Genomic DNA, 22,926 nt, shown 5'->3' on the forward strand with positions numbered 1-22,926 from the left:
CTCCAGGGTTCACGTGCGCGCTGGGGGTCGGCCCCGACGGGCGTGTCGCCGGTCTGGCGCGTCAGGACGGCACGGTCATCCCCACGGGCGGGGCGTCGACGTCGCGGGGCGTCGACGTCGCCTGTCCGGTCGCGGGCCCACCACCCCACGTGCCGGTGGTCGGCACCCCCACGTGCCCGGTGGTCGGCACCCCACGTGCCCGGTGGTCGGTGACGGGTCTCAGGGCAGGACGCGGCGCAGTGCCGTGAGGCGCCCGGTCAGGTCCTCCTCGTCGAGGCCGGCGGCCCGCCAGTCGTAGACCATCACCCGCAGCTGGTCCATGAGCACGGCGGGACCGAGGTCGGGGACGGGTGCGGACGGCATACCCTCAGCCTCCGCGACCGCGTCCGCGAGCGCCTGCACGCAGCCCGCGACCCCCGGGACAGCAGGAAGCGCGCGGTCCAGCGGCAGCTGCTGCCACCGCCGGACCACGCGCTCCAGCTCGGTCCCGGCCGGGTCTGCGCGGCCGGGACCGACCATCAGTCGCTGCTCTGCAGGATCGAGAACAGACGGAGGAACTCGATGTAGAGCCAGACCAGGGTCGCGACCAGGCCGTGACCGAGGAGCCAGCTGTACTTCTCCGGGGCCCCGCCCTTGACGGCGCGGTCGATCGAGTCGAAGTCGACGGCCAGGGAGTAGGAGGCCAGGCCGACACCGAACAGCGAGACCAGGATGCCCAGCGGGCCGCCGTAGATGCCCCAGCCGTCACCGAAGCCCAGGAACGAGGCGCCGATGTTGACGAGCAGGAAGACCAGGTAGCCCATCGCCATCATGCCGAAGATGCGGCGCGACTTGTTGGTCACCCGGATGAAGCCGGCCTTCCAGCCGATGAACATGCCGGCGAAGGTGGCCATCGTGGCGACCACGGCGGTCGTGGCGACGCCGGGGTACATGGCGTTGAAGGTCGCGCTGGCGGCGCCGAGGAACAGACCCTGCAGCACCGCGTGCGTGACGATCAGGCCGACGTTGACCTTCTTGGAGAAGCCGATGGCAAAGCTCAGGCCCAGCGAGCCGAACATGCCCAGCAGCCAGACCGGCATCGCGACGGCCGGCTGGGCCCCCACGTAGAACCAGGTGGCCGCCGTGACGGCCAGCACGATGCCGAAGAGCAGGAGCGTCTTGACGACGACGTCGTCGAGGGTCAGGCGCCCGGTCTGCGCGGGGCCGGCCGGGGCCTGCCCGTACATGTCGCGCAGCTGCTCGTCCGTCAGCGTCTCGCTGGGTCCGGGCTGGTACCCGGTCGGGATGGTGGGCGCGCCCTGGGGCGGGCCGTAGCCCCCCTGGGTCGAGCCGTAGCCGCCCTGCGTTGAGCCGAAACCGGCGTAGCCGCGCTGGGACGCCTCCTTGTCGATGCGGTTGAAGACCGGGTTGACGGCCATGGAACCTCCGTGGTTTGTCCGGCACGCCGGGGAAAGTCCCCCCGGCGTGTCACCTACAGCCTAAAACGTCGTGCTGCAGCAACGCATTCCGTGCGGCGCGGGTTCCCGCCGGTCAGAGCGTGGCCAGCGACCGGTTCTCCAGCTGGGGCCCGTAGTGGCTGCGCATGGCGACCTTGCGCTCCAGCGAGCGGACGATCGCCGGGGCGAAGTCGACGTCGTAGAGCGACTGGCAGCTGCCGAGCCCGCCGGGGCTGAAGACGTTGACCTCCATGAGCTTGTCGCCGACGATGTCCAGGCCCACGAGGAACATCCCGTCGGCCACGAGCTTGGGCCGCACGGCCTCGACGAGCGCGCGCATCTCGGCGGTCACCTCGACCGGGACCGCCTTGCCGCCGGCCTTCATGTTGGAGCGGACGTCCCCCTCGGGCGTGGTGCGACGGAAGGCCGCGACGGCGCCGTCGACCTCCAGCGGCTCGCCGTTCATGACGAACATCCGCACGTCACCCTCCTTGGCCTCGGGCAGGTACTCCTGGGCCACGACATACCCGTCCTTGGAGAGGGTCTCCACGATCTGGTTGAGGTTGGGCCGCTCGCGGGGGTTGAGCAGGAAGACCCCCTCGCCGCCGGAGCCCTGCAGCGGCTTGAGCACCGCCCTACCGCCCAGCTCCTCGACGAAGTCGCCGATCCGCTTCCCGTCGCGGGAGATGAGCGTGCGCGGGCGCACCGCCTCCGGGAAGTGCTGGAAGTAGGCCTTCGACAGGGCCTTGGCCAGGGTGCTGGGGTCGTTGACCACCAGGACGCCGTTGGAGGCCATGAGGTCGCCGAAGGCCACGCTGGCGTTGTTGGCCCAGGCGGCACCGCCCTCGTCGGCCGGGTCGGCCCGCAGCATGACGACGTCGAGGTCGTCCAGCGGGATCTGCCGCTCGGTCTCGGGGCGCTGCACGTCCTCGAGGTAGCGCTCCAGCGACCGGTACTTCTTGTCGGCGCCGGCGCGCGCCCGGGCCGTCAGCGACCCGTCCGGCTCGTAGCCGAAGTCGCCCATCCCCATCATCCAGGCCTGGTGGCCGGCGCTGGTGGCGCTCATCGCCAGCCGGGTGGTGGTGTAGTAGTGCTGCTCGGTCGCGACGTCGTTGACGACAAATGCGATCTTCATTCACGGGCCTTTCGTCAGGGTGGTCAGGTCGTCGGTGGCGGCGGCCCGGGCGAGCCGGTCGACCGCGTGCGGGTCGAGCAGCCAGCGCGGGCGCAGCCGGGCGGGGCACAGGACGCCCCGGTCGTGCAGGTCCTGCACCAGCGGCAGGTCGCGCAGCGCGAACTTGCCGAGGAAGAGCAGCTCGAGGTCACCGCCGGCGCGCAGGTGGTGGAGCAGGTCCAGCAGGCCGCGCAGGTAGATGGCGTCCTTGGTCAGTCCGCCGGAGCGGTAGATCCGCATCGTCGTGGAGTATGCGGCACCTGCGGGCACCCCGGCCTCGACGAGCGCCGTGTGCGCCTCGCGGAAGGAGGCGCCCGCCAGCATCCGGTGCACGGTCAGCACACGCACGGCCAGCTGACGCAGGCGGAAGGCCGTCAGGCCGTCGCAGCCGACCTCGGCGAGCACCGCCAGGCCCTCCTGCGTCTCGTCGTAGCCGGCCAGCCCCGACCCCAGGGTCCGCACCGGCTGCCCGGAGCCGTTGACCTGGGTGACCAGGTGGGTGCCGACCTCGTGGTGCAGCAGCGCCTCCCCCCGCTCGGCGGCGATCGCGCTGTCCTCGCTGATGAGCAGGGTGTCCCCGGCGACCAGGACCCCGCTGACGTCGGGCCGGACCTCGGCGTGGATCCCGATGTCGGGGTCCTGCTCGCGGTAGAGCTCGATCTCGGTCTCGGCCAGCAGGAGGAAGCCGTCGGCGGAGATCATCTCCACCGGGTCGGTGGGGACGTCCAGGTGCTCCACCAGCTCCTCGGCCCGGGCGCGCAGCGTCGGCCCGACCGCGCCGTAGAGCTCGACCGACAGCGCGCGGAAGTCCTCGGTCCCGCGAGCCCGCAGCATCTCCAGCTGCAGCCGCAGCTCACGCTCCTTGCCCCGGAGCAGGTCGGCCAGCGTCGGGTCCTCCACGACGTCCACCGGGGCGTGGTCGAGCTGGGCCTCCAGCACGTCGGGGTCGGCCTCGAGGTCGCGGTAGGTGAACGGCGGCTCGTCGACGGTGCCGGCGAGGAAGTCGGCGCGGTGGTCGTCGGCGTCCACAGGCGTCACGTCGAGGATGAAGCGCACGCCCGCCGACAGCATCGCCAGCGTGTGGTCGACCGCGAGGTCGCGGGCGGGCAGCCGGACGGGCCGGGTCATGCCCCGCCCACGCGGCGCAGGGCCGCCAGGACCGGGTCGTGGGTGGCGGCGAGGGCCTCGCGCAGCCGGGCCAGGTGCGCCTCGTCCGGCACGCCGGAGCGCTCGTCCATGAACGTCTTCTTGAACTCCAGCGCCAGGCACACCCCGCGGCCGGGGTAGCGGCCATGCACCCACCACGCCAGCGCCCGCCCCTCGAACTTGACGTTCTCGCGCACGTCGAGGCGGTGGCCGTCCACGTGCTGGTCGGACAGCGACGTGCGGAACGCCTCGACGACCGGCGCGAACCGCTCGTCGACCGTGCCGGTGCCCAGGTTGACCTCCGGGTTGTCGGCCGGGTCGGCGGCCTGGCCGTCGCGGCGGTGGTTGTAGGAGTGGACGTCGTAGACGACGAACGGGCCGCGGGCGGCGACCTCGTCCAGACGCTGCCCCAGCTCGGCGTAGAAACGGTCGTAGACCTCCAGGCTGCCGTCGACGAGCCGCTCGTCCAGCGGGTTCTCGCGCCACACCTCCAGGCCCCAGCAGTCCTCGGGTCGACGGTAGACGGCCGTGTCGCGCGGGCGGTTGAGGTCGACCTCGAACCGGGACCGGTGGGCGACCACCCGTGCGGGCGCCGCCGAGCCGATGACGTCGGTGTAGGGGTCCTCCTCGCGCAGCCGCACGTCCTCGTCGAGCACCATCGCCTCGGCCACCTCCGGCCGCAGGTCGTGACCGGTGTGGATCGCGGCCGCGACCAGCTGCCCGGACCAGTCTCCGCAGATCGTGTGCGCGTCGTTCGTCATGGGAGGTGTCTACCTGACATCGCGGCGCGAGGCATCTTGGCCACAGGGGCCTTCCGCCCTGTCGGAGGAGGCGGATAGGGTGCCTGGTCACCAGTTTTTCCGCAGGAGGTGGGTATGTCGTCGCGCGCGTCCGCCGGTGCCGCCGCCGGGCGAGGCCTGCTGGCCCTCGTCACGGCCGCCGGCGTCGTGCTCGCGCCCACGCTCCTCGCGGCGTCCGCCCCCGCCCCGTCCGCCGCGCTGCCGGCCGCGCCGGCCGCGCCGGCCCCCGGCGAGCAGGTCGGCTACCCGCGCCAGACCTTCCTGCCCGAGCCGGCCGTCGACCCCGGTGATGCCGCCCTGCGCCGCGGGCTGGCGGCATACCACGACGTCGCCCGCCGGCTCAACGCCGTGACGGGCGCCTCCGACCGCGTCTCGGCCGAGGTGATCGGCATGAGCCAGGGTGGTCGCGACATCATCATGGTCACCCTGACGGCGCCCGAGACCCCGGCACAGGCGCAGGTGCAGGCGTCGCTGCGCGACCGGATCACCGCCCAGCCGGCCCGTGCGGCCGCCGACCGTGCCCTGGCCCGCGACTACAAGCTGCCGGTGCTGGTCAACGCCAACGTCCACGGCGACGAGTTCGAGGGCACCGACGCGGTGCTGCGTCTCGTCGAGGACTGGGCGGTGAGCCAGGACCCGGCCGTGCGGCGCACGCTGGAGACCACCCGGGTGCACCTGGTCGTCTCCACGAACCCCGACGGACGGGTCGCGGGCACCCGCACCAACGCGGCCGGCTTCGACCTCAACCGCGACCTGGTCACGGCCAGCCAGCCCGAGACCCGGGCGCTCCGCGACGCGGTCGTGCAGGTGCAGCCGGTGATGCTCCTGGACCTGCACGGCTACGTCAACGGCACGCTGGTCGAGCCCACGACGGCACCGCACGCCGAGACCACCGAGCACGACCTGCTCCTCCCGCACGCCTGGGCCAACGCGCTGGGCATCGAGTCGGCCCTGCTGGGGCTGGGCCACGACGAGAACGACGGGGTGCGGCCGCCGCAGATCCCGCTGCGCGACTTCGAGGAGGGCTGGGACGGCTGGCCCCCGATCTTCACGCCGCAGTACGCCGCGCTGCACGGTGCCGTCGCGCACACGGTCGAGCTGCCCCTCCGCGTCAACAACGCCGCCTCCACCGAGCCGCCGTCGGAGCTGCGCCGCCGCTCCGCCATCAACACCGACATCGCCGTCGCCGCCGTGACCGCCACGCTGCGGTATGCCGTCGAGCAGCGCGAGGAGCTGCTCGCCGACCACGTCGAGGTCTTCCGTCGCGGCGTGGCCGGGGCGGCGCAGCGTCCGGTGGACCGGGCGCTGGTGGGCGGGACGGGGACAGCGGGCGGGTGGACGACCGACTACCCGCGGGCCTACGTCGTCCCCGGTGGGCCCGCGCAGCGCTCGGCCCCGGCCGCCGCCCGCCTGGTGGACCACCTCGTCGACAACGGGGTCGAGGTCACCCGCCTGACCCGTCCCGCGAGGATCGACGGCACCACCCACGCGGCCGGGAGCTATGTCGTGGACCTGCACCAGGCCCGCCGCGGGCTGGCCCACACCCTCCTCGGCCCGGGCAGCGACCTGTCCGACCGGGTCGGTGCCATGTACGACATCTCCGGCTGGAGCCACGGACTGCTCTGGGGCGCCGACGTGGTCACCGTGCCCGCCGGCGTGTCCCTGCCCGCCGTCGGTGAGCCGGTGGCCGCCGCCGCGCCGACCGGGTCGGTCGCGCCCTCGGCCGACGGATGGCTGCTGGCCCTGGACGACCCCGCCGACGTGCGGGCGCTGTCCTCGCTGCTGGCCGACGGGGTCGCGGTGGAGTGGCTCGACGACGGCTCGGTGCTGGTGCCGGCCCCCGCCGGGGCCGCGGCCCGGTCCGTCGCGTCGACCCACGGCGTGCGGCTCGCCCCGGCGCCCGCCGGGGCCGCCGGGGAGCCGCTGCGCCCGCTGCGGGTGGGCGTGGCCGGCACGCCGCAGGAGCTGTGGGCCCTCTCGGAGATGGGCGTGGTCACCCGGCCGGTGAGCTCGGCCGCCCTCAACGAGGGGCTCGACCTGTCGACTCTGGACGCGCTCTACGTCTCCGACGGCCTCGCCTGGCGCGACCTCGACGACGAGGCGCGGGCCGAGCTGCGCGCCTTCGTGGACGCCGGTGGCGGCCTCGTCGGTCGTGGCCCGGGTGGCGCCGGGCTCAACGACGCCCTCGACCTGCTCGACGTCACGGTGGAGCGCGGGCGCTCCGACGCCAACGGCGTCGTCTCCGTCACCAACGCCGGCGGGCCGCTGACCGACGGCGCGCCGGAGCACGCCTTCGTCTACTCCCCCGCCTGGTTCACCGACCTGGGCCCGGACGTCGTCGTCGACCAGCGCCTGGGTGCCGACCCGCTGGTCAGCGGGCACTGGCTCCCGACGGCGGCCGGGTCCGGCGGGCAGCGCGACGCGGCCGGCCAGGCGCTCGTGGTGCGCGGCGAGGACGAGGCCACCGGCGCGCGGGCGGTGCTGCTCGGCTCCGAGCCGCTCTTCCGGGCCCACCCCAAGGGCCAGTACGCCCTCGTCGCCCGCGCCCTGATCTGGACCAGCCTCACTTCCTGACTGGACACCTGGCATGGTGCTCCCGCCCGCACGGGACACCTGGCGTGGCGGTCCCTCAACACGCCGGGCACGGCGGACCGGGTGCGTCACGCCATACCCCTCTGCCACGATGTGGCTCGTGAACCCCACTTCTGCAGCGCTCGACGCTGCCACCGCGAAGATGCGGTCGGCCGGAGTCGCCGACGTCGCCGTGGACGTCTTCCGTCAGGCCTGGACCGAGCTCGCGCAGGGGCGCAGCGGGGCCATCGGCGAGGACGACATCGAGCCGGTGACCGAGCTGGACAGCCTGGCCGACCTCGACCCCGACGCCGACCCGACCGCCCTGGGCCGCACGGCCGTCGTCAAGCTCAACGGGGGCCTCGGCACCTCGATGGGGATGGACCGCGCCAAGTCGCTGGTCCCGGTGCGGGAGGGACGCAGCTTCCTGGAGCTGACGATCGAGCAGGTGCGGCGAGCGCGGGAGCGTTCGGGCGCCCGGCTGCCGCTGGTGCTCATGAACTCCTTCCGCACCCGCGAGGACAGCCTGGCGGTCCTGGCCCGGCACCCGGACCTGGCGGTCGAGGGGGTCGACCCCGACTTCCTGCAGAGCCAGGAGCCCAAGCTGCTCGCCGAGGACCTCTCGCCCGTGCGGTGGCCGGCGAACCCCGAGCTGGAGTGGTGCCCGCCCGGCCACGGTGACCTCTACCCCTCGCTGCTGGCCTCCGGGATGCTCGAGCAGCTGCGCGACGCCGGCTTCCGCTACGCGATGGTGAGCAACTCCGACAACGTCGGCGCGGCGCCGTCCGCGGCGATCGCGGACTGGTTCGCGCGCAGCGGCGCGCCGCTGGCGATGGAGGTATGCCGTCGCACCGGCGCCGACCGCAAGGGCGGGCACCTGGCGCTGCGGCGGGAGGACGGCCGACTGATCCTGCGGGAGAAGGCGCAGGCCGCGCCCGCCGACGCCGACGCGTTCGGCGACATCGAGCGGCACCGCTACTTCAACACCAACACCCTGTGGCTGGACCTCGACCAGGTGGCGGCGGTGCTCCGGGAGCGCGGCGGCGTCCTGGGCCTGCCGCTCATCCGCAACGAGAAGACCGTCGACCCGACCGACCCGACGTCACCCTCGGTGGTGCAGATCGAGACCGCGATGGGGTCGGCGATCGAGGTGTTCGACGGGGCCACCGCGATCGAGGTGCCGCGCAGCCGGTTCCGGCCGGTCAAGACGACCGACGACCTGCTGGTGCTGCGCTCCGACTGCTTCGAGCTCACCGACGACGCCGAGCTGCGACCGGCCTGCGACCCGCTGCCGCTGGTCACCCTCGGCGACCACTACACGACGCTGGCCGCCTTCGAGAGCCGGTTCCCGCACGGGGCGCCCTCACTGCGGCAGGCGCGCTCGCTGACCGTCGAGGGTGACTGGACCTTCGGCCGGTCGGTCCGCGTCGTCGGCGAGGCCGTCCTGGGCAGCACCGCCGGGGCCCGACCCGTGCCCGACCACAGCACCGTCGGCCCGGACGGCGTCCAGGCCGCCGGCTGAGCGACGGGGTGCACCGGCAGGACCCGGCCGCGGCGGGGTCACGGTCAGGTCAGGTGCTCCAGCAGCACGCCGAGGCCGTCCGCCCCGACGACCTCCCCCGGCAGCAGGGGGACCTCGACGAGCGGCAGGCCGGGCAGGGCCTCTCCGAGCTGCGCGACATACCCGTCCTCGACCTGCCGGCGTGCGGCGAGCAGCTCGCCGGCGTCGGCGGGCGAGCGCTTGTTGACCACCAGCGCCGCGACGTCCATCCCCGAGCGGGTCAGCTGCTCGTGCAGCTCGAGGGACTCCAGGACGGGCAGCCGCTCGGCGGCGGTGACGATGACGAAGCCGGTGCGCGTCCGGTCCTGCAGGACCTCACGCAGATGGCGGAAGCGCTGCTGGCGGCGGTCGAGGACCTGACGGATCTCGTTGTCGCGCCGGGCCCGCCGGTCCTGGGTGCGCCGCGGCCCCACGGACGTGCTGCCCTCGAGCCGGCGCGAGCCCACGACCTCGGCGGCCGCGCGCTCGTCGCCCTCGAGCCCGCGCAGCGCGGCGCCGAAGCGGGCCGAGCGGTCCTGGCGGCGCAGCAGCCCCTCGGTCCAGGCCTGCATGAGCTCGGGCAGCGCCACGAGGCGGGTCGTGTGACCGCTGGGCGCCGTGTCGAAGATGACCAGCTCGTCGGGGTGGCGCTGCTCCACGACCTCGGCCATCCGCTCCAGGACCGCGGCCTCGTGGGTGCCGGGCGCATCGCGCGCGAGCTCGAGGTGCTTGTCCACCTCTCCCTGGAGATGCCCGGGCATGAGCCGCTGCATGGTGGCGCGCACCGCTCGCAGGTGCTCGTCGGTCGTGCGGGCCGGGTCGATCTCGACACCGCGCAGCATGGGCGCGAGCTCGACGGGCCGGTCACCGACCTCGCGCTGCCACAGGTGGCCGAGGTTGTGCGCCGGGTCGGTGGAGACGACGAGGGTGCGGCGCCCGGCGCGCGCCTGGGTCAGCCCCAGGGCGGAGGCGACGGCGGTCTTGCCGACACCGCCCTTGCCACCGACGAAGAGGACGTCGCGCTGCTGGGCGAGCTCGGTGAGCGGGTGGGGCATCAGGCTCCTCGGGGGATCAGCAGCACGAGAAGTGCTCCAGCGGCGAGCGGTCCAGGCCCATCCTCCGGTGCCAGTCGTGGAACTGCTCGTAGACCACCGGCAGCAGCTCGACGGTGTAGTAGCTGACCGGGTTGGGCACGCCCAGCGCCTCGGCCATGACGATGACCATGAAGAGGTCGTCCTCGTCCTGCTGGGCGCGGGCGAAGGTGCGGCGGTAGGGACCGCTGTAGAAGTCGCGCAGCCCCGCAGCCACCTCGGCGAGGCGGCTGCGGGGCCGGCGGGGGGGGTCCTCCATACCTGGAGGGTATGCCGTCCCTCCGGCCGGGCGTCTGCGAGGCCCGGTCGGAGGGCGGGGCGTCAGCCGCTCGTCGGCGGCTGGTCGTCCCGGTGGCGCTGGTGGTGGTGACCGGCGTCGGTGTCCTCGTGCGGCGCCGGGCTGTCCAGGCCGATGGCGATCTGCGCGGCGCTGAGCTCACGCAGCTCGGCGTCGTCGTCACCGGGGTAGTCCCGGGCGGTCCGCATGGCACCGACCGCCTCGACGATGACCCAGACGGCCGCGACGATGATGACGACGTCCAGGACGAGAAGCAGCCAGTTCTGGGTGTCCCAGAACGTCCCGAGCTGGATGACCGCGGCGTAGAGGGTCATGAACGCCACGAACGCCAGCGGGATGAGCGCCGGGAGCGGCGAACGACGGCGGCGCATCAGCATGATCGCCAGGATCGACAGGGTCAGCGCAGCCATCAGCTGGTTGGTCGTGCCGAACAGCGGCCAGATGAGCATGCCGCCCGAGCCGTCCGCACCGGCGCCGAAGGTCAGCGCGAGGGCGACGCCCACGGCGACGACGGTCGCGACGACCTTGCTCAGGGAGACGCCCGCGATCTCACCGATCTCCTGCACGACGAAGCGCTGCAGACGCACGCCGGTGTCCATCGTGGTCGCCGCGAAGAGGATCGCGGTGGTCGCCATGATGGTCGCCGACAGCGACTGGGGCAGACCGATGCCGGACTCGATGATGGAGCCACCGCCCTGGACGAAGGCGACCACGCCACCCTGGCCGAAGGCGTTGTAGGTCTCCTGCCACGCTGCCAGGCTGGCGAAGCCGGCGGTGGTGGCGATGATCGAGCCGAGCGCCAGCAGGCCCTCACCGACGGCCCCGAAGTAGCCGACGAACCGGGCGTCGCTCTCCTTGTCCAGCTGCTTGGAGCTGGTGCCGGAGCTGACCATGCCGTGGAAGCCGGAGATGGCGCCGCAGGCGATGGTGACGAACAGCAGCGGGACCAGCGACGGGGTGCCCTCGGGCGGGGAGGAGTTGAACGCCGGGGCGACGATCTCGGGCCGGGCGATGAGCACCGAGACGTAGAGGATGCCCAGGGCGATGAACAGCTGCAGGCCGTTGATGTAGTCGCGCGGCTGCAGCAGCATCCAGACGGGCAGCATCGAGGCGACGCCGGCGTAGAGGAAGAGCAGGATGATCCACACCGACCGGTCCGGGAGGCCGAGCATCGTCTCGGGCAGCGCGAGCGGGGTAGCGTCACCGATCAGGATCAGCGTGTAGAGGGCGACGACGCCCACCACCGAGACGAGCGGCAGGTTCCAGTTGTAGCGGTAGATCGCCTGGCCGACCAGCAGGGCCACCACCAGCGCGCCCCAGGTCGGGATGACCGCGGTCGGCGTGGAGACCAGCAGGTTGGCGATGACGACCGAGAAGGCCGCGTTGACCATCAGCAGCAGCAGGAAGATGACGACCAGGAAGAGGTTGCGGCCGCGGGCGCCGATGTAGCGCCCGGACAGTGCGCCGATCGACTGGCCCTTGTTGCGGACCGACGCCCACAGGGCACCCATGTCGTGCATGCCGGCGAAGAAGATGGTGCCGATGGTCACCCAGAGGAAGGCGGGGAACCAGCCCCAGATCACCGCGATCGCCGGGCCCACGATGGGCGCGGCGCCGGCGACGGAGGTGAAGTGGTGCCCCCAGAGGACGTACTTGTTGGTGGGGACGTAGTCCACACCGTCCTCGAGGGTGTGGGCGGGGGTCGGGATGGCGTCGTCGAGGGCGTAGATCTTGGCGGCCAGGAACTTCGAGTAGAGGAAGTAGCCCGCCAGGATCATCCCCACGCCGATCACAGCGAGGAGGAGGGAGTTCATGAGCGCACCTTTGCAGCAAGGTTGAAGGGACGGTGCACACCGTAGTCCACCCAGGCTGTCGCGGCGTCAACCACCCTGCGAAAGTCGCCGAATCGTGATATGGGACCAGTACCCCCGACGGGACTCGAACCCGCACTGTGCCCATTTTAAGTGGGCTGCCTCTGCCAGTTGGGCTACGGGGGCGCGCGACGAGGATACGTGACGAGCCGGCGTCACAGCCGGGCGATGACCTCGTCCAGCATCTGCTCGGTCAGCCGGCCGGTGAAGGTGTTCTGCTGGCTGACGTGGTAGCTGCCGAGCAGCCGCACGCGCCTGCCCGTGGCCGTGACCAGGCCGGCCTCGGCGCCGTGGCCGAAGCGGGGCTTGGGCCGAGGGACCTCCCAGCCGACGGCGCGGGCCGCCCGCAGGAACGCGTCCCAGCCGATCGACCCCAGCGCCAGCACCGAGCGCAGGTCCGGCTCGGCCAGCTGGAGGTCGCGCTCCAGCCAGCCGGCGCAGGTCTGCTTCTCCTGCGTGGTCGGCTTGTTGTCCGGCGGTGCGCAGTGCGCGGCGGCCACGATGCGTATGCCGTGCAGCTGCAGGCCGTCGCCGGCGTGCTCGCTGCTCGCCTGGGTCGCGTAGCCGGCACGGTGCAGGGCGGCGTAGATCCAGTCCCCGGAGCGGTCGCCGGTGAACATCCGCCCGGTCCGGTTGGCCCCGTTGGCCGCCGGTGCCAGCCCGACGACGAGGACCGGCGCCTGCGGCCCGCCGATCCCGGGCGCCGGGCGCCCCCAGTAGGGCTGGTCGGCGAAGGAGGCGCGTCGTCCCGTCGTGGCCACCGTCTCGCGCCACCGCACCAGGCGCGGGCAGGCCCGGCAGACCGAGACCGCCGCGTCGAGCGCGTGCTGGTCGGCGGACCGGGCCGCCAGACGACGCACCCCGGCGGCGCTCTTCGCCACGGGCGTCTCCGGCGTCGCCGGGTCCTCCGGCCAGCCGGTCCCCGGCGGCACGGGAGACTCGAAGAGCTGGCCGGTGATCGGGTGGGGTCGCGGGTCCATGGGTGGGCCTCAGAGCTGGGAGAGGGCGATCCCGTCGAGGATGTCGGTCTCGGAGGCGCGCACCGTGGCCAGCCCCGAGTCGTGGGCCACGCGCTGGACCACCGTGCGCCAGACCAGCGCGCCGGCGCCGATGACGTCGACCCGGCCCTCGTGCATGAACGGCAGCTCGCGCCGTCGGGAGCGCGGACGCAGGAGCAGGTCGGTGGACGCGTCGATGACGTCGGCGACGGGCACGTCGGCGCCGTGGATCCGGTCGCGCAGGTAGGACGGCAGGTCGAGGGCGTGCGCGGTGACGGTGGTGACCGACCCGGCCAGGCCGACGAGGGTGCCGACGCCGCCGAGGTCGACCTCCTGGGCGACCTCCTCGATCGCGCGCACGATGTCCGACAGCGCGGCCCAGACCTGGTCCTCGGTCGGCGGGTCGTCGTGCAGGTGGCGCTCGGTCATCCGCACGCAGCCGATGTCGACCGACCGCGCGGCCTCGACCCGGTCGGTCCCGAGGACGAACTCGGTCGACCCGCCGCCGATGTCGACGACGAGGTAGGGCGCCGGTGCTCCGGCCGCCCGCAGCCCGCTCGTCGCGCCGACGAACGACAGCCGTGCCTCCTCCTCGCCGGGGACCACCTCGGGCTCCACGGCGAGGTCTCCGAAGGCCTGACGCACGCCCTCGACGAACTCCTCCGCGTTGGAGGCGTCCCGCGAGGCCGACGTCGCGACGAAGCGGACCGACTCGCACCCCGCCTCCCGGCAGAGCACGGCATACCCCTCGGCGGCGGCGAGCGTGCGCGCCATGGCGTCCGGGGCGATGCGGCCGGTGCGGTCGACGCCCTCCCCCAGCCGCACGACCTGCATCTGCCGGGACACCTCACGCAGGGCCGGCCCCCCGGTCGCGTCGACGCCGACGTCACCGACCAGCAGACGGATCGAGTTGGTGCCGCAGTCGACGGCCCCGACGCGTCTCACGACGGCTGGCCCTCCAGCGCGCCGCAGCAGCCGTCCGCCCACCACTCCGGCAGCGCCTCGATCACCTCGTCGCCGAGGACGTTGACGCCCGGCCCGGCGCCGAGGGCGTGCGCGGCGAGCACGTGCAGGCACTTGACGCGGTTGGGCATGCCGCCCGCGCTGACCCCGGCGATCTCCGGCACGTGCGCGAGCTCCTCACGCCGGCGCAGGTAGTCGTTGTGGGCCTGGGCGTAGTCCCAGCGCAGGTCCTCGTCCTCCTGCAGCCGCTCGCTCATCTCGCGCATCAGGCCCTGACTCTCCAGGGTGGAGATGGCGCCGGTCAGCCGCGGGCAGGTCGCGTAGAACGTCGTCGGGAACGGTGTCCCGTCGGGCAGCCGCGGCTCGGTGCGCAGGACCGTGGGGCAGCCGCACGGGCAGCGGTGCGCGATCGAGGCGACGCCGCGGGGCGGGCGGCCGAGCTGGCGCTCGATGACGGCGAGGTCCTCGGGCGTGGGCTCCTCGTCCAGGGTGGTGCGGTCGGGGCGGCTCATGGCTCGGTCTGCTCCGGAAGTCCCTCGTTGGCGATCTTGACCGACTCCCAGACCTGGCCGTACCAGGGGCTGTCGGCCAGCACGGCGTCGCTGACCGGGGCCATGCCCGGCAGCGCCTCGGTGTAGTCGGTCCCGGTGTCGTCGATCACGGTGAAGGCGGTCTCGCCCTCCTTGACGAAGCGCAGCCGCTCGCGGGCCTGCTGCTCGACGTAGCGGTCGTCCTCCCACCTGGCCAGCTCGCCCCGCAGCCGGTCGATCTCCTGCTGCTCCGTCTCCAGCTGGGCGCGCGCGGCGGTGATCTCGGCCCGCTGCCGCAGGAAGCCGGAGAGCACCGGCGCGACGATGAGCGACATCACCACGACGAGCGCGAGCAGGATGAGCATCCGTCGCACGTGCGCGGGGGCACGGCGCACGCTCGAGGCGGCCGAGGAGCCGGCCCCCGCCATCCCGCGCACCCCGGGACGCGGGCCCGGCCGCCGAGTGGCCGACGGCCGGCCACCCGCGCGGGAGGCCGAGGTGCGCTTGTCGCGCGGTCCGCGGGCGGTGCTCATCGGCGCTCGCTGCTCCTGTTCACGGGCTCAGGGGTCGGCTGGGGTCAGGCACACAGGGTATGCCGTACGCCGCGTCGCGGCGGTCAGGCTGGCCGGGCGGCCCGGACGCGGCGGGTCGGCTCGTCCGCGGCCCGACGGATGCGCCGAGTGGACCACTTCTGTCGCCGGTCCGGGCGGATCGTCGACGAAAGTGGTCCACTCGGCACACTGTGGTGCGACCGGCCGGCTCAGGCGCGGAAGCGCGGGAAGGCGCCGGCACCGGCGTAGATCGCCGCCTCGTCCAGCTCCTCCTCGATGCGCAGCAGCTGGTTGTACTTGGCGACGCGCTCGGACCGGGCCGGGGCACCGGTCTTGATCTGGCCGCAGTTGGTCGCCACCGCCAGGTCGGCGATCGTGACGTCCTCGGTCTCCCCCGAGCGGTGGCTCATCATGCAGCGGAAGCCGTTGGCTTGGGCGAGCGCGACCGCGTCGAGGGTCTCGGTGAGGGAGCCGATCTGGTTGACCTTGACCAGCAGGGCGTTGCCGGCCCGGTCGGTGATGCCGCGCTGGAGGCGCTCGGGGTTGGTGACGAACAGGTCGTCGCCGACGAGCTGGACCTGGTCGCCGAGGCGCTCGGTGATCCTCACCCAGCCCGCCCAGTCGTCCTCGTTCAGCGGGTCCTCGATGGAGACGAGAGGGTAGGCGTCGACGAGCTCGGCGTAGTAGTCGATCATCTCGTCGGCGCTCTTGCTGCCGCCCTCGAACGAGTACGTGCCGCCGCCCTGCTCGTCGTAGAACTCCGAGGCCGCGACGTCCAGCGCCAGCGCGATGTCGGAGCCGACGGTGTAGCCCGCCTTGCCGATGGCCTCGACGATCAGGTCGAGCGCGGCGCGGTTGGACTCCAGGTTGGGCGCGAAGCCGCCCTCGTCGCCCAGGCCGGTCGCCAGCCCGCGCTCCTTGAGCACCGCCTTCAGCGCGTGGTAGACCTCCGTGCCCCAGCGCAGCGCCTCGCGGAAGGAGCCGGCGCCGATCGGGGCGATCATGAACTCCTGGATGTCGACGTTGGAGTCGGCGTGGGAGCCGCCGTTGAGGATGTTCATCATCGGCACGGGAAGCACGTGCGCGTTGGGGCCGCCGACGTAGCGGAACAGCGGCAGACCGGCCGAGTCCGCCGCCGCCTTGGCGACCGCGAGGGAGACGCCCAGGATGGCGTTGGCGCCGATCTCGCCCTTGTTGTCGGTGCCGTCCGCGGCGATCATCTCGGCGTCGACGAGGCGCTGCTCGGAGGCGTCGAAGCCCAGCAGCCGCGGCTCGAGGTCGTCCATGACGGCCTGCACGGCACCCTCGACGCCCTTGCCGAGGTAGCGGCTGTCGTCGCCGTCGCGGCGCTCGACGGCCTCGAAGGCTCCGGTCGAGGCACCGGAGGGCACGGCGGCGCGGGCGACGGTGCCGTCGTCGAGACCGACCTCCACCTCCACGGTCGGGTTGCCCCGGGAGTCGAGGATCTCGCGGGCGATGATGGCGTCGATGGCGGCCATGGTGCTCCTTCGTGGGTCGGCGAGCGGTCGGTCGGGCGGCACGGGGCCACCCATGCCTGCGAGCCTATTGGGTGGCCGGGCCGGGGACATCCCCGGGCACCGTCGCGCCGGGCGCCTCGACCGCCAGCTCGCGCAGGGTGGAGCGCAGCGCCGCGGCGGCGTCGCTGCCCGTGTCGTGCAGGTCGAGCACGGCGTCCAGCAGCAGGGCGCCCGGGTCCTGCCGGGCCAGCCGCGCGTCCACCCACTCCCGCAGCCACTCCGCCTGCCCGGCCCGCCGCAGCCGCGAGGCGACCTTGGCCGCCCGGGCGAGCTCCGGCATACCCGCAGGAATGCCGTCCAGGGGGCCCTGCCGGTGCGGTTTCTCGGCAGCCTTGATCTGCTCCCAGTTGGCCTCCACCGCCTCGGGGGTGGACGCGTCGACGTCGGCGAAGACGTGGGGGTGGCGCCGCACGAGCTTCTCCACGAGCCCCGCCGCGACGTCGTCGATGTCGAACGGGTCACCCTCGTGCTCCGCGGCCACCCGTGCGTGGAAGAGCACCTGCAGCAGCACGTCGCCGAGCTCCTCGGCGGCGTGGTCACGGTCGGCGTCGGGACGGTCCAGCACCTCCAGCGCCTCGGCGGCCTCGTGCGCCTCCTCCACCAGGTACGGGGTCAGGCTCTCGTGGGTCTGCCGGGCGTCCCACGGGCAGCCGCCCGGGGAGCGGAGCCGGTCCATGACGGCGACGGCGTCGAGGAGGCGGGCGCCCGGTGTGTCCCAGGAGCCGACGAGCAGCTCCAGCTCGGGGGCGTCCTCGTCGGGCAGCTCGACCGCGAGGGCCTCGGCGAGCCCGGGGTCGCCGTCGGGCGAGCCGACCCACACCACCGGTCCCCGGGCCGCGCGCGCGAGCAGGTGGCGCGCGAGGGCCTGGGGCGAGCCGGTCAGCCCGGCGGGGACGGCGGTGACGCTGACGCCCGAGGCGGCGACCGCGGCCGGCTGCGCCGCGTCCGGGTCGGCCGCGAGGACCTCGTCGGCGGCGCGAAGGGCGTCCCAGGCGGACGCCGAGAGCAGCCCGGGGGCCACCCGAGGGCTGCTCAGCAGCAGGCTCAGCGCTCGGTGCTGCGGATCCACTCAGGAATCCTGGGCACGACACCGCCGCCGGCGATGTCCCACGAGCCGTAGCGGGGGTTGACCTCGACGTCGACGGCGGCCAGGGCGTCGGGCGTGGCCAGGAGGGTCTGCGCGCGCTCGACGACCTCGGACATCGCCGGGTCCTGCAGGAGCGTCATGTCACCGAGCCGCTCCTGGTACTGGCGCGACCGGGCGGCCTCCAGGGTCGCCTCCACGGGCTCGGCCACACCGGCCCCGGCGAGGAACTCCTCCAGCTGCGAGTCGGTCACCTCCGCGGGGGTGCCGGTGAAGATCTGCTCGAGGACCGGGAGCACCGCGAGGTCGGTGACGACCTGCTGCGGGCTGCTCTCCTGGAAGGTCTGCAGCGGCTGCTCGAGGTTGGCGGCGACCTCGTTGAGCTGCGTCGTGGCTTCCTGCAGCTCGGTCACGGAGTACTCCTCGCCGTCCACGGCCACGCCGAGGTCGGAGCCGACGCCGGAGCAGCCGGCGAGGGCGAGGACGGCCGTGAGGGCGAGGGCGGGGATCACACGCGAGCGCTTCACGCGCGCCATCATCGCACGCTCACCGGGCGACGAGACCCTCCAGGGTCACCCCCAGACCACCTGGCGTGCACTGACCCGGCGCCACCGCATACCTCGCGGGTCGGGACGCGCCCGGCCGCGCCGACCCCCGGCGCGCACGTGAACCCTGGAGGTCGGTGGCAGCGGGCGGGTCGGCGGCACGGACGCCACGCGGAGGGAATGCGCAGGAGGTATGGCGTGCTGTCCCTGTCATGCGTATCGCCATCATCGGAGGACACGGCAAGGTCGCCCTCAGGCTCCACCCGCTGCTGCGGGAGGCCGGCCACGAGGTCGACGCGATCATCCGCAACCCGGACCACGCGGAGGAGGTGGCGGGCACCGGGGCGCTGCCCGTCGTGGCCGACGTGGAGCAGCTCGACACCGACGCGCTCACGGACCTGCTGGCCGGCCACGACCTGGTCGTCTGGTCCGCCGGCGCCGGTGGCGGCGACCCCGAGCGCACCTACTCCGTCGACCGTGACGCCGCGGTCCGGACGGTCGACGCCGCGGTCCGCGCAGGCGTCGAGCGCTTCGTGATGGTCTCCTACTTCGGGGCCGGCCCGGACCACGGCGTCCCGGAGGACAACGCCTTCTTCGCCTACGCCGAGGCCAAGGCGGCCGCCGACGAGCACCTGCGGGCCAGCACCCTGGACTGGGTCGTCCTCGGCCCCAGCGGACTCACCCTGGACGCCTCCACGGGCCGGATCGAGGCCAACCTGCCCGGGTCAGGCGTCGAGGGCGGCCAGGTGAGCCGCGACGACGTCGCCCGCGTCATCGCGGCCGTCGTCGACCGGAGCGACCTGCGGGGCAGGACCATCGAGTTCAACAACGGGCCGACCCCGATCGACGAGGCGCTGGACGCGGTCGCCGCGACCCAGCGCTGACGGCGAGCCGGGCGCACGACGACTCGGGCACGTCGCGCCCGAGACGCTGCCTCGTGCGGGGAAAGCTTCCCCCGCACGAGGCACTCAGCCCGGCACGACCGCCGTCTCAGGCCTGCTTCGCGGCGGCCGCGACGTCGTCGAGCAGGACCGCCCGCACCAGCTGGGAGGCCCACTCGAGGATGTCCTGGTCGCGCAGCGGCTTGCCGCCGACACGTGCGGTCATCGGGGCGGGCACCAGGATCTGGCGCAGGGCCGGCTTGACGATGACCCCCGGGTAGAGACGGTTCAGCCGCAGCTGCTGGCTGTCGCGCAGCCCCTCGACCGGGGCCAGGCGGATCATCTTGCCCTGCACGCCGATGTCGGCGACGCCCGCGGCACGCGCCACGGTGCGCAACCGCGCCACCTCCAGCAGGGTCTGCACCGGCGTGGGCGGCTCGCCGTAGCGGTCGACGAGCTCGGCGCGGATCTCCTCCAGCTCGCCCTCGTCCTTGACCTGGGCCAGCTTGCGGTAGGCCTCCAGGCGCAGCCGTTCCCCCGGCACGTAGTCGTGCGGCAGGTGGGCGTCGACGGGCAGCTCGATCTTGACCTCGGCCGGCGCCTCCTGGCCCTCGCCCTTGTAGTTGGCGACGGCCTCGCCCACCATCCGCACGTAGAGGTCGAAACCGACACCCTCGATGTGCCCGGACTGCTCGCCGCCGAGCAGGTTGCCGGCGCCGCGGATCTCCAGGTCCTTCATCGCCACGGCGATGCCCGAGCCCAGGTCGGTGTTGGCGGCGATGGTCTGCAGGCGGTCGACCGCGGTCTCGGTCAGCGGCTTCTCCGGCGGGTAGAGGAAGTAGGCGTAGGCGCGCTCGCGGCCACGGCCGACCCGACCGCGCAGCTGGTGCAGCTGGGACAGGCCGAAGGTGTCGGCCCGCTCGACGATCAGCGTGTTGGCGTTGGAGATGTCCAGGCCGGTCTCGACGATGGTGGTGCACACGAGCACGTCGAACTTGCGCTCCCAGAAGTCGACGACCACCTGCTCCAGACGGTGCTCGCCCATCTGGCCGTGCGCCGTCTGGATCCGCGCCTCGGGCACCAGCTCGCGCAGCCGTGAGGCGGCCTTCTCGATCGAGCTGACCTTGTTGTGCACGTAGAAGACCTGGCCCTCGCGCAGCAGCTCGCGGCGGACGGCCGCGGCGATCTGCTTCTCGTCGTAGCCGCCGACGAAGGTCAGGACGGGGTGGCGCTCCTCCGGCGGCGTGGCCAGCGTCGACATCTCCCGGATGCCGGTCACCGCCATCTCCAGCGTCCGCGGGATCGGCGTGGCCGACATCGCCAGCACGTCGACGTTGGTGCGCAGCGCCTTGAGCTGCTCCTTGTGCTCGACGCCGAAGCGCTGCTCCTCGTCGATGATGACCAGACCCAGGTCCTTGAACCGCACGGAGGAGCCGAGCAGCCGGTGCGTGCCGATGACGAGGTCGACCGACCCGTCGGCCAGGCCCTCGATGGTCGCCTTCGCGTCCTTCTCCGCCTGGAAACGGGACAGCGCCCGCACCGTCACGGGGAACTGGGAGTAGCGCTCGGAGAAGGTGTTGTAGTGCTGCTGCACCAGCAGGGTGGTGGGCACCAGCACGGCGACCTGCTTGCCGTCCTGGATCGCCTTGAAGGCCGCCCGCACCGCGATCTCGGTCTTGCCGTAGCCCACGTCGCCGCTGATCAGGCGGTCCATCGGCACCGGCTTCTCCATGTCGGCCTTGACCTCGTCGATCGAGGAGAGCTGGTCGGGGGTCTCGGTGAACGCGAAGGCGTCCTCCAGCTCGCGCTGCCACGGGCTGTCCGGGCCGAAGGCGTGACCCTGGCTGGCCATCCGCGCCGAGTAGAGGCGGATGAGCTCGGCCGCGATCTGCTTGATGTGCTTGCGCGCCCGGCTCTTGGTCTTCTGCCAGTCCGAGCCGCCGAGGCGGTTGAGCGTGGGCGCCTCCCCGCCGACGTACTTGGTCAGCTGGTCCAGCTGGTCGGTCGGCAGAAAGAGCATGTCCGGCTGGCCATGTCCTCGAGGCTTGGAGGAGGCGTACTCCAGCACGACGTACTCCCGCGTCGCGCCCTGCACCTGCCGCTGGGCCATCTCCACGAAGCGCCCGACGCCGTGCTGCTCGTGCACGACGTAGTCGCCCGGACGCAGGGCCAGCGGGTCGACCTGCTGGCGGCGGCGCGAGGGCATCCGGCGCATGTCCCGGGTGGAGCCACCGGTCGTGGACGCCTGCCCGGTCAGGTCGCTCTCGCCGACCAGCACGAAGTCGCTGCCCTCGAGGACGAACCCGAGCCCGACCGCGCCCGTCGTCACCGTCACGAGGTCGGCGGACAGGTCCTGCGGCGACTCCAGCGGGCTCACGAGGCGATGGGGTATGTCGTTCTCGCCGAGGATCTCGGCGACGCGACGCGCCATACCTGCCCCGTCGAGGCTCACGAGCACCCGACGACCGGTGCCGAGCCAGGCCCGCAGGTCGCGGAAGATCGCCTCCCGGTCGCCGCGGTAGGCGTCGACGGGGTGGGACGGGACCACGAGCGAGGCCGGGGCGTCGTCGTCCTCGGCACCGTCCTGGACCAGCTCGGCCAGCTCCTCGTCGGCGAGGAAGGCCGTCAGCGACCACCACGGCCGACCGGACCCGAGGGCGTGCGCCCGCATGTCCGCCAGCGACCAGGACGACGCGGTGCCGAGCGCGCGCTGCAGGTCGATCGGCGCCGCCCCCTCGGCCGTCGCGGCCGCCGCCCAGCTGGCCTGCAGGAACTCCTCGCTGGTCGCGACCAGGTCGTGGGCGCGGGTGCGGACCCGCTCCGGCCCGAGCACGACGACCCGTGAGCCGCGGGGCAGCACGTCGACGAGCGTCTCCATACCGTCGGCGAGGACCGGGGTGAGCGACTCCATACCCTCGACCCCGATGCCCTCGGCGACCTTGGCGAGCAGGTCCGCGGCCCCCGGAAGGCTGCCGACGAGCTCGCGGGCGCGCTCACGCACCTTCTCGGTGAGCAGCAGCTCCCGGCAGGGCGGGGCGTAGAGCCCGTGCTGGGCGTCGACGAGCTCCAGCGAGCGCTGGTCGGCGACCTTGAACCAGCGCACCTCCTCGACGGTGTCCCCCCAGAACTCCACCCGGACCGGGTGCTCCTCGGTCGGCGGGAAGACGTCGAGGATGCCGCCGCGCACGGCGAACTCGCCGCGGCGCTCCACCATGTCGGTCCGGGTGTACGCGGCCGCGACGAGGGCGTCGACGACCTCCGCCATCGGGCGCTCGTCACCGGGCCGGAGCCGGACCGGCGCGAGCTCGCCCAGCCCCGTGGCGATCGGCTGGAGCAGGGCGCGGACGGAGGCCACCACGACGCGGACCGGACCGGCGGAGGGGTCGTGCCCGTCGGTGTCGGGGTGGGCGAGGCGGCGCAGGGTCGCCAGACGCCGGCCGACGGTGTCGGAGCGCGGGCTGAGCCGCTCGTGCGGCAGGGTCTCCCAGCTGGGGAAGCCGGCGACCCCGGCCGGTCCCTCCTCCAGCAGCTCGCCGAGGGTGGAGACGAGGTCGTCGGCCTCGCGCCCGGTGGCGGTGACCGCCAGCACGGGGGTCTCGTCGGCCCGGGCGAGCGCCGCGACGAGGGCGGGGTGGGCACCCGCGGCGAGGGAGACGTCGACGGCGGGCTCGCCCGCGCGGGCGGCCCGGAGGACCCGGCCGGCGGCAGGGTCGGCGCAGAGCAGGTCGACGACGGGTGAGAGGTGCATCAGGTGTGGTCCTTCGCCTCAGACGAGGGCTGGCGGGTCGGCACAGCGGGCAGAGGGTCAAGTCTAGGGCGGCGGAACGGATCCGGCCGCCCGGCGGTCGAAGCACCGTGCCATGCTGGCGAAGGGTCCGCCGCTCCTACGGTGGACCGCAGCATTCAGGT

At 73.3% G+C, this 22,926-nt stretch carries 19 protein-coding genes and 1 tRNA gene; 3 read left to right on the forward strand and 17 right to left on the reverse strand.

What is annotated here, in order from left to right; all coding sequences use genetic code 11:
- Positions 1–219: 219 nt before the first annotated feature.
- The 5 genes from K330_RS21405 to K330_RS0114040 all read right to left on the reverse strand — a co-directional run bounded on the left by K330_RS21405 (position 220) and on the right by K330_RS0114040 (position 4,517).
- Complete coding sequence (locus K330_RS21405) at positions 220–519, reverse strand: hypothetical protein (protein WP_022922450.1); 300 nt, start codon at positions 517–519, stop codon at positions 220–222.
- Entirely contained in the window at positions 519–1,418 is a 900-nt protein-coding gene (locus tag K330_RS0114025; protein ID WP_022922451.1) for a Bax inhibitor-1/YccA family protein, read from the reverse strand. The genes K330_RS21405 and K330_RS0114025 overlap by 1 nt, the downstream gene beginning before the upstream one ends.
- Positions 1,419–1,530: 112 nt before the next feature.
- Positions 1,531–2,571 carry a glutathione synthetase gene (locus tag K330_RS0114030; RefSeq protein ID WP_022922452.1) on the reverse strand — a complete coding sequence of 347 codons (1,041 nt, stop codon included), beginning with the start codon at positions 2,569–2,571 and terminating at the stop codon, positions 1,531–1,533.
- Complete coding sequence (locus tag K330_RS0114035; RefSeq protein WP_022922453.1) at positions 2,572–3,738, reverse strand: peptidase MATCAP family protein; 1,167 nt, start codon at positions 3,736–3,738, stop codon at positions 2,572–2,574.
- Positions 3,735–4,517 (reverse strand): N-formylglutamate amidohydrolase, encoded by a 783-nt coding sequence (locus tag K330_RS0114040; RefSeq protein WP_022922454.1) that lies wholly within the window; start codon positions 4,515–4,517, stop codon positions 3,735–3,737. The genes K330_RS0114035 and K330_RS0114040 overlap by 4 nt, the downstream gene beginning before the upstream one ends.
- Before the next feature lie 114 nt (positions 4,518–4,631).
- Here K330_RS0114040 and K330_RS0114045 point away from each other — a divergent pair, with 114 nt between their 5' ends.
- Both K330_RS0114045 and K330_RS0114050 read left to right on the forward strand, forming a co-directional pair.
- On the forward strand, positions 4,632–7,130 hold the full coding sequence (locus tag K330_RS0114045) for a M14 family zinc carboxypeptidase (RefSeq protein ID WP_022922455.1): 2,499 nt from the start codon (positions 4,632–4,634) through the stop codon (positions 7,128–7,130).
- A 160-nt stretch (positions 7,131–7,290) separates the two neighbouring features.
- Positions 7,291–8,649, forward strand: a complete 1,359-nt coding sequence (locus tag K330_RS0114050; protein WP_084617545.1) for a UTP--glucose-1-phosphate uridylyltransferase — start codon at positions 7,291–7,293, stop codon at positions 8,647–8,649.
- A 44-nt stretch (positions 8,650–8,693) separates the two neighbouring features.
- On the opposite strand, the gene K330_RS0114055 is transcribed toward K330_RS0114050, so the two are convergent.
- The 11 genes from K330_RS0114055 to K330_RS0114105 form a co-directional block, all read right to left on the reverse strand.
- Positions 8,694–9,722: an ArsA family ATPase gene (locus K330_RS0114055; RefSeq protein WP_022922457.1), complete on the reverse strand. Its 1,029-nt coding sequence runs from the start codon at positions 9,720–9,722 to the stop codon at positions 8,694–8,696.
- Between the two features lie 16 nt (positions 9,723–9,738).
- The gene (locus K330_RS0114060) at positions 9,739–10,017 is read right to left on the reverse strand and encodes a cory-CC-star protein (protein ID WP_022922458.1); all 279 of its coding nucleotides are present in this window, start codon (positions 10,015–10,017) and stop codon (positions 9,739–9,741) included.
- A 62-nt stretch (positions 10,018–10,079) separates the two neighbouring features.
- On the reverse strand, positions 10,080–11,870 hold the full coding sequence (locus K330_RS21410) for a carbon starvation CstA family protein (protein WP_022922459.1): 1,791 nt from the start codon (positions 11,868–11,870) through the stop codon (positions 10,080–10,082).
- Positions 11,871–11,979: 109 nt separating this feature from the next.
- Positions 11,980–12,053, reverse strand: a tRNA-Leu gene (locus K330_RS0114070).
- Between the two features lie 29 nt (positions 12,054–12,082).
- A complete protein-coding gene (locus tag K330_RS0114075; RefSeq protein WP_022922460.1) occupies positions 12,083–12,907 on the reverse strand; it encodes a uracil-DNA glycosylase in 825 nt (274 codons plus the stop codon).
- Between the two features lie 9 nt (positions 12,908–12,916).
- Positions 12,917–13,870, reverse strand: a complete 954-nt coding sequence (locus K330_RS0114080; protein WP_029202689.1) for a Ppx/GppA phosphatase family protein — start codon at positions 13,868–13,870, stop codon at positions 12,917–12,919.
- Positions 13,867–14,400, reverse strand: coding sequence for a DUF501 domain-containing protein (locus tag K330_RS0114085; RefSeq protein WP_022922462.1), 534 nt, complete (start codon positions 14,398–14,400; stop codon positions 13,867–13,869). Before K330_RS0114085 ends, K330_RS0114080 begins: the two co-directional genes overlap by 4 nt.
- Positions 14,397–14,951 (reverse strand): FtsB family cell division protein, encoded by a 555-nt coding sequence (locus K330_RS21415; RefSeq protein WP_022922463.1) that lies wholly within the window; start codon positions 14,949–14,951, stop codon positions 14,397–14,399. Before K330_RS21415 ends, K330_RS0114085 begins: the two co-directional genes overlap by 4 nt.
- A gap of 227 nt (positions 14,952–15,178) precedes the next feature.
- Positions 15,179–16,468, reverse strand: a complete 1,290-nt coding sequence (gene eno, locus K330_RS0114095; RefSeq protein WP_022922464.1) for a phosphopyruvate hydratase — start codon at positions 16,466–16,468, stop codon at positions 15,179–15,181.
- Positions 16,469–16,532: 64 nt separating this feature from the next.
- Positions 16,533–17,576: a nucleoside triphosphate pyrophosphohydrolase gene (locus K330_RS21420; protein ID WP_022922465.1), complete on the reverse strand. Its 1,044-nt coding sequence runs from the start codon at positions 17,574–17,576 to the stop codon at positions 16,533–16,535.
- The gene (locus tag K330_RS0114105) at positions 17,552–18,118 is read right to left on the reverse strand and encodes a hypothetical protein (RefSeq protein ID WP_156875818.1); all 567 of its coding nucleotides are present in this window, start codon (positions 18,116–18,118) and stop codon (positions 17,552–17,554) included. The genes K330_RS21420 and K330_RS0114105 overlap by 25 nt, the downstream gene beginning before the upstream one ends.
- A gap of 230 nt (positions 18,119–18,348) precedes the next feature.
- On the opposite strand from K330_RS0114105, the gene K330_RS0114110 reads away from it, so the two are divergent.
- Entirely contained in the window at positions 18,349–19,020 is a 672-nt protein-coding gene (locus tag K330_RS0114110) for an SDR family oxidoreductase (RefSeq protein WP_022922467.1), read from the forward strand.
- A gap of 106 nt (positions 19,021–19,126) precedes the next feature.
- On the opposite strand, the gene mfd is transcribed toward K330_RS0114110, so the two are convergent.
- Positions 19,127–22,765: a transcription-repair coupling factor gene (gene mfd / locus K330_RS21425; protein ID WP_022922468.1), complete on the reverse strand. Its 3,639-nt coding sequence runs from the start codon at positions 22,763–22,765 to the stop codon at positions 19,127–19,129.
- Between the last annotated feature and the right edge of the window lie 161 nt (positions 22,766–22,926).

Source organism: Ornithinimicrobium pekingense DSM 21552 (assembly GCF_000421185.1).
GTDB classification, from domain to species: domain Bacteria; phylum Actinomycetota; class Actinomycetes; order Actinomycetales; family Dermatophilaceae; genus Ornithinicoccus; species Ornithinicoccus pekingensis.

Coding starts and splice junctions, on each gene's coding strand:
- K330_RS21405 (WP_022922450.1), bottom strand. CDS start 519: ATGGTCGGTCCCGGCCGCGCAGACCCGGCCGGGACCGAGCTGGAGCGC.
- K330_RS0114025 (WP_022922451.1), bottom strand. CDS start 1,418: ATGGCCGTCAACCCGGTCTTCAACCGCATCGACAAGGAGGCGTCCCAG.
- K330_RS0114030 (WP_022922452.1), bottom strand. CDS start 2,571: ATGAAGATCGCATTTGTCGTCAACGACGTCGCGACCGAGCAGCACTAC.
- K330_RS0114035 (WP_022922453.1), bottom strand. CDS start 3,738: ATGACCCGGCCCGTCCGGCTGCCCGCCCGCGACCTCGCGGTCGACCAC.
- K330_RS0114040 (WP_022922454.1), bottom strand. CDS start 4,517: ATGACGAACGACGCGCACACGATCTGCGGAGACTGGTCCGGGCAGCTG.
- K330_RS0114045 (WP_022922455.1), top strand. CDS start 4,632: ATGTCGTCGCGCGCGTCCGCCGGTGCCGCCGCCGGGCGAGGCCTGCTG.
- K330_RS0114050 (WP_084617545.1), top strand. CDS start 7,291: ATGCGGTCGGCCGGAGTCGCCGACGTCGCCGTGGACGTCTTCCGTCAG.
- K330_RS0114055 (WP_022922457.1), bottom strand. CDS start 9,722: ATGCCCCACCCGCTCACCGAGCTCGCCCAGCAGCGCGACGTCCTCTTC.
- K330_RS0114060 (WP_022922458.1), bottom strand. CDS start 10,017: ATGGAGGACCCCCCCCGCCGGCCCCGCAGCCGCCTCGCCGAGGTGGCT.
- K330_RS21410 (WP_022922459.1), bottom strand. CDS start 11,870: ATGAACTCCCTCCTCCTCGCTGTGATCGGCGTGGGGATGATCCTGGCG.
- K330_RS0114075 (WP_022922460.1), bottom strand. CDS start 12,907: ATGGACCCGCGACCCCACCCGATCACCGGCCAGCTCTTCGAGTCTCCC.
- K330_RS0114085 (WP_022922462.1), bottom strand. CDS start 14,400: ATGAGCCGCCCCGACCGCACCACCCTGGACGAGGAGCCCACGCCCGAG.
- K330_RS21415 (WP_022922463.1), bottom strand. CDS start 14,951: ATGAGCACCGCCCGCGGACCGCGCGACAAGCGCACCTCGGCCTCCCGC.
- eno (WP_022922464.1), bottom strand. CDS start 16,468: ATGGCCGCCATCGACGCCATCATCGCCCGCGAGATCCTCGACTCCCGG.
- K330_RS0114110 (WP_022922467.1), top strand. CDS start 18,349: ATGCGTATCGCCATCATCGGAGGACACGGCAAGGTCGCCCTCAGGCTC.
- mfd (WP_022922468.1), bottom strand. CDS start 22,765: ATGCACCTCTCACCCGTCGTCGACCTGCTCTGCGCCGACCCTGCCGCC.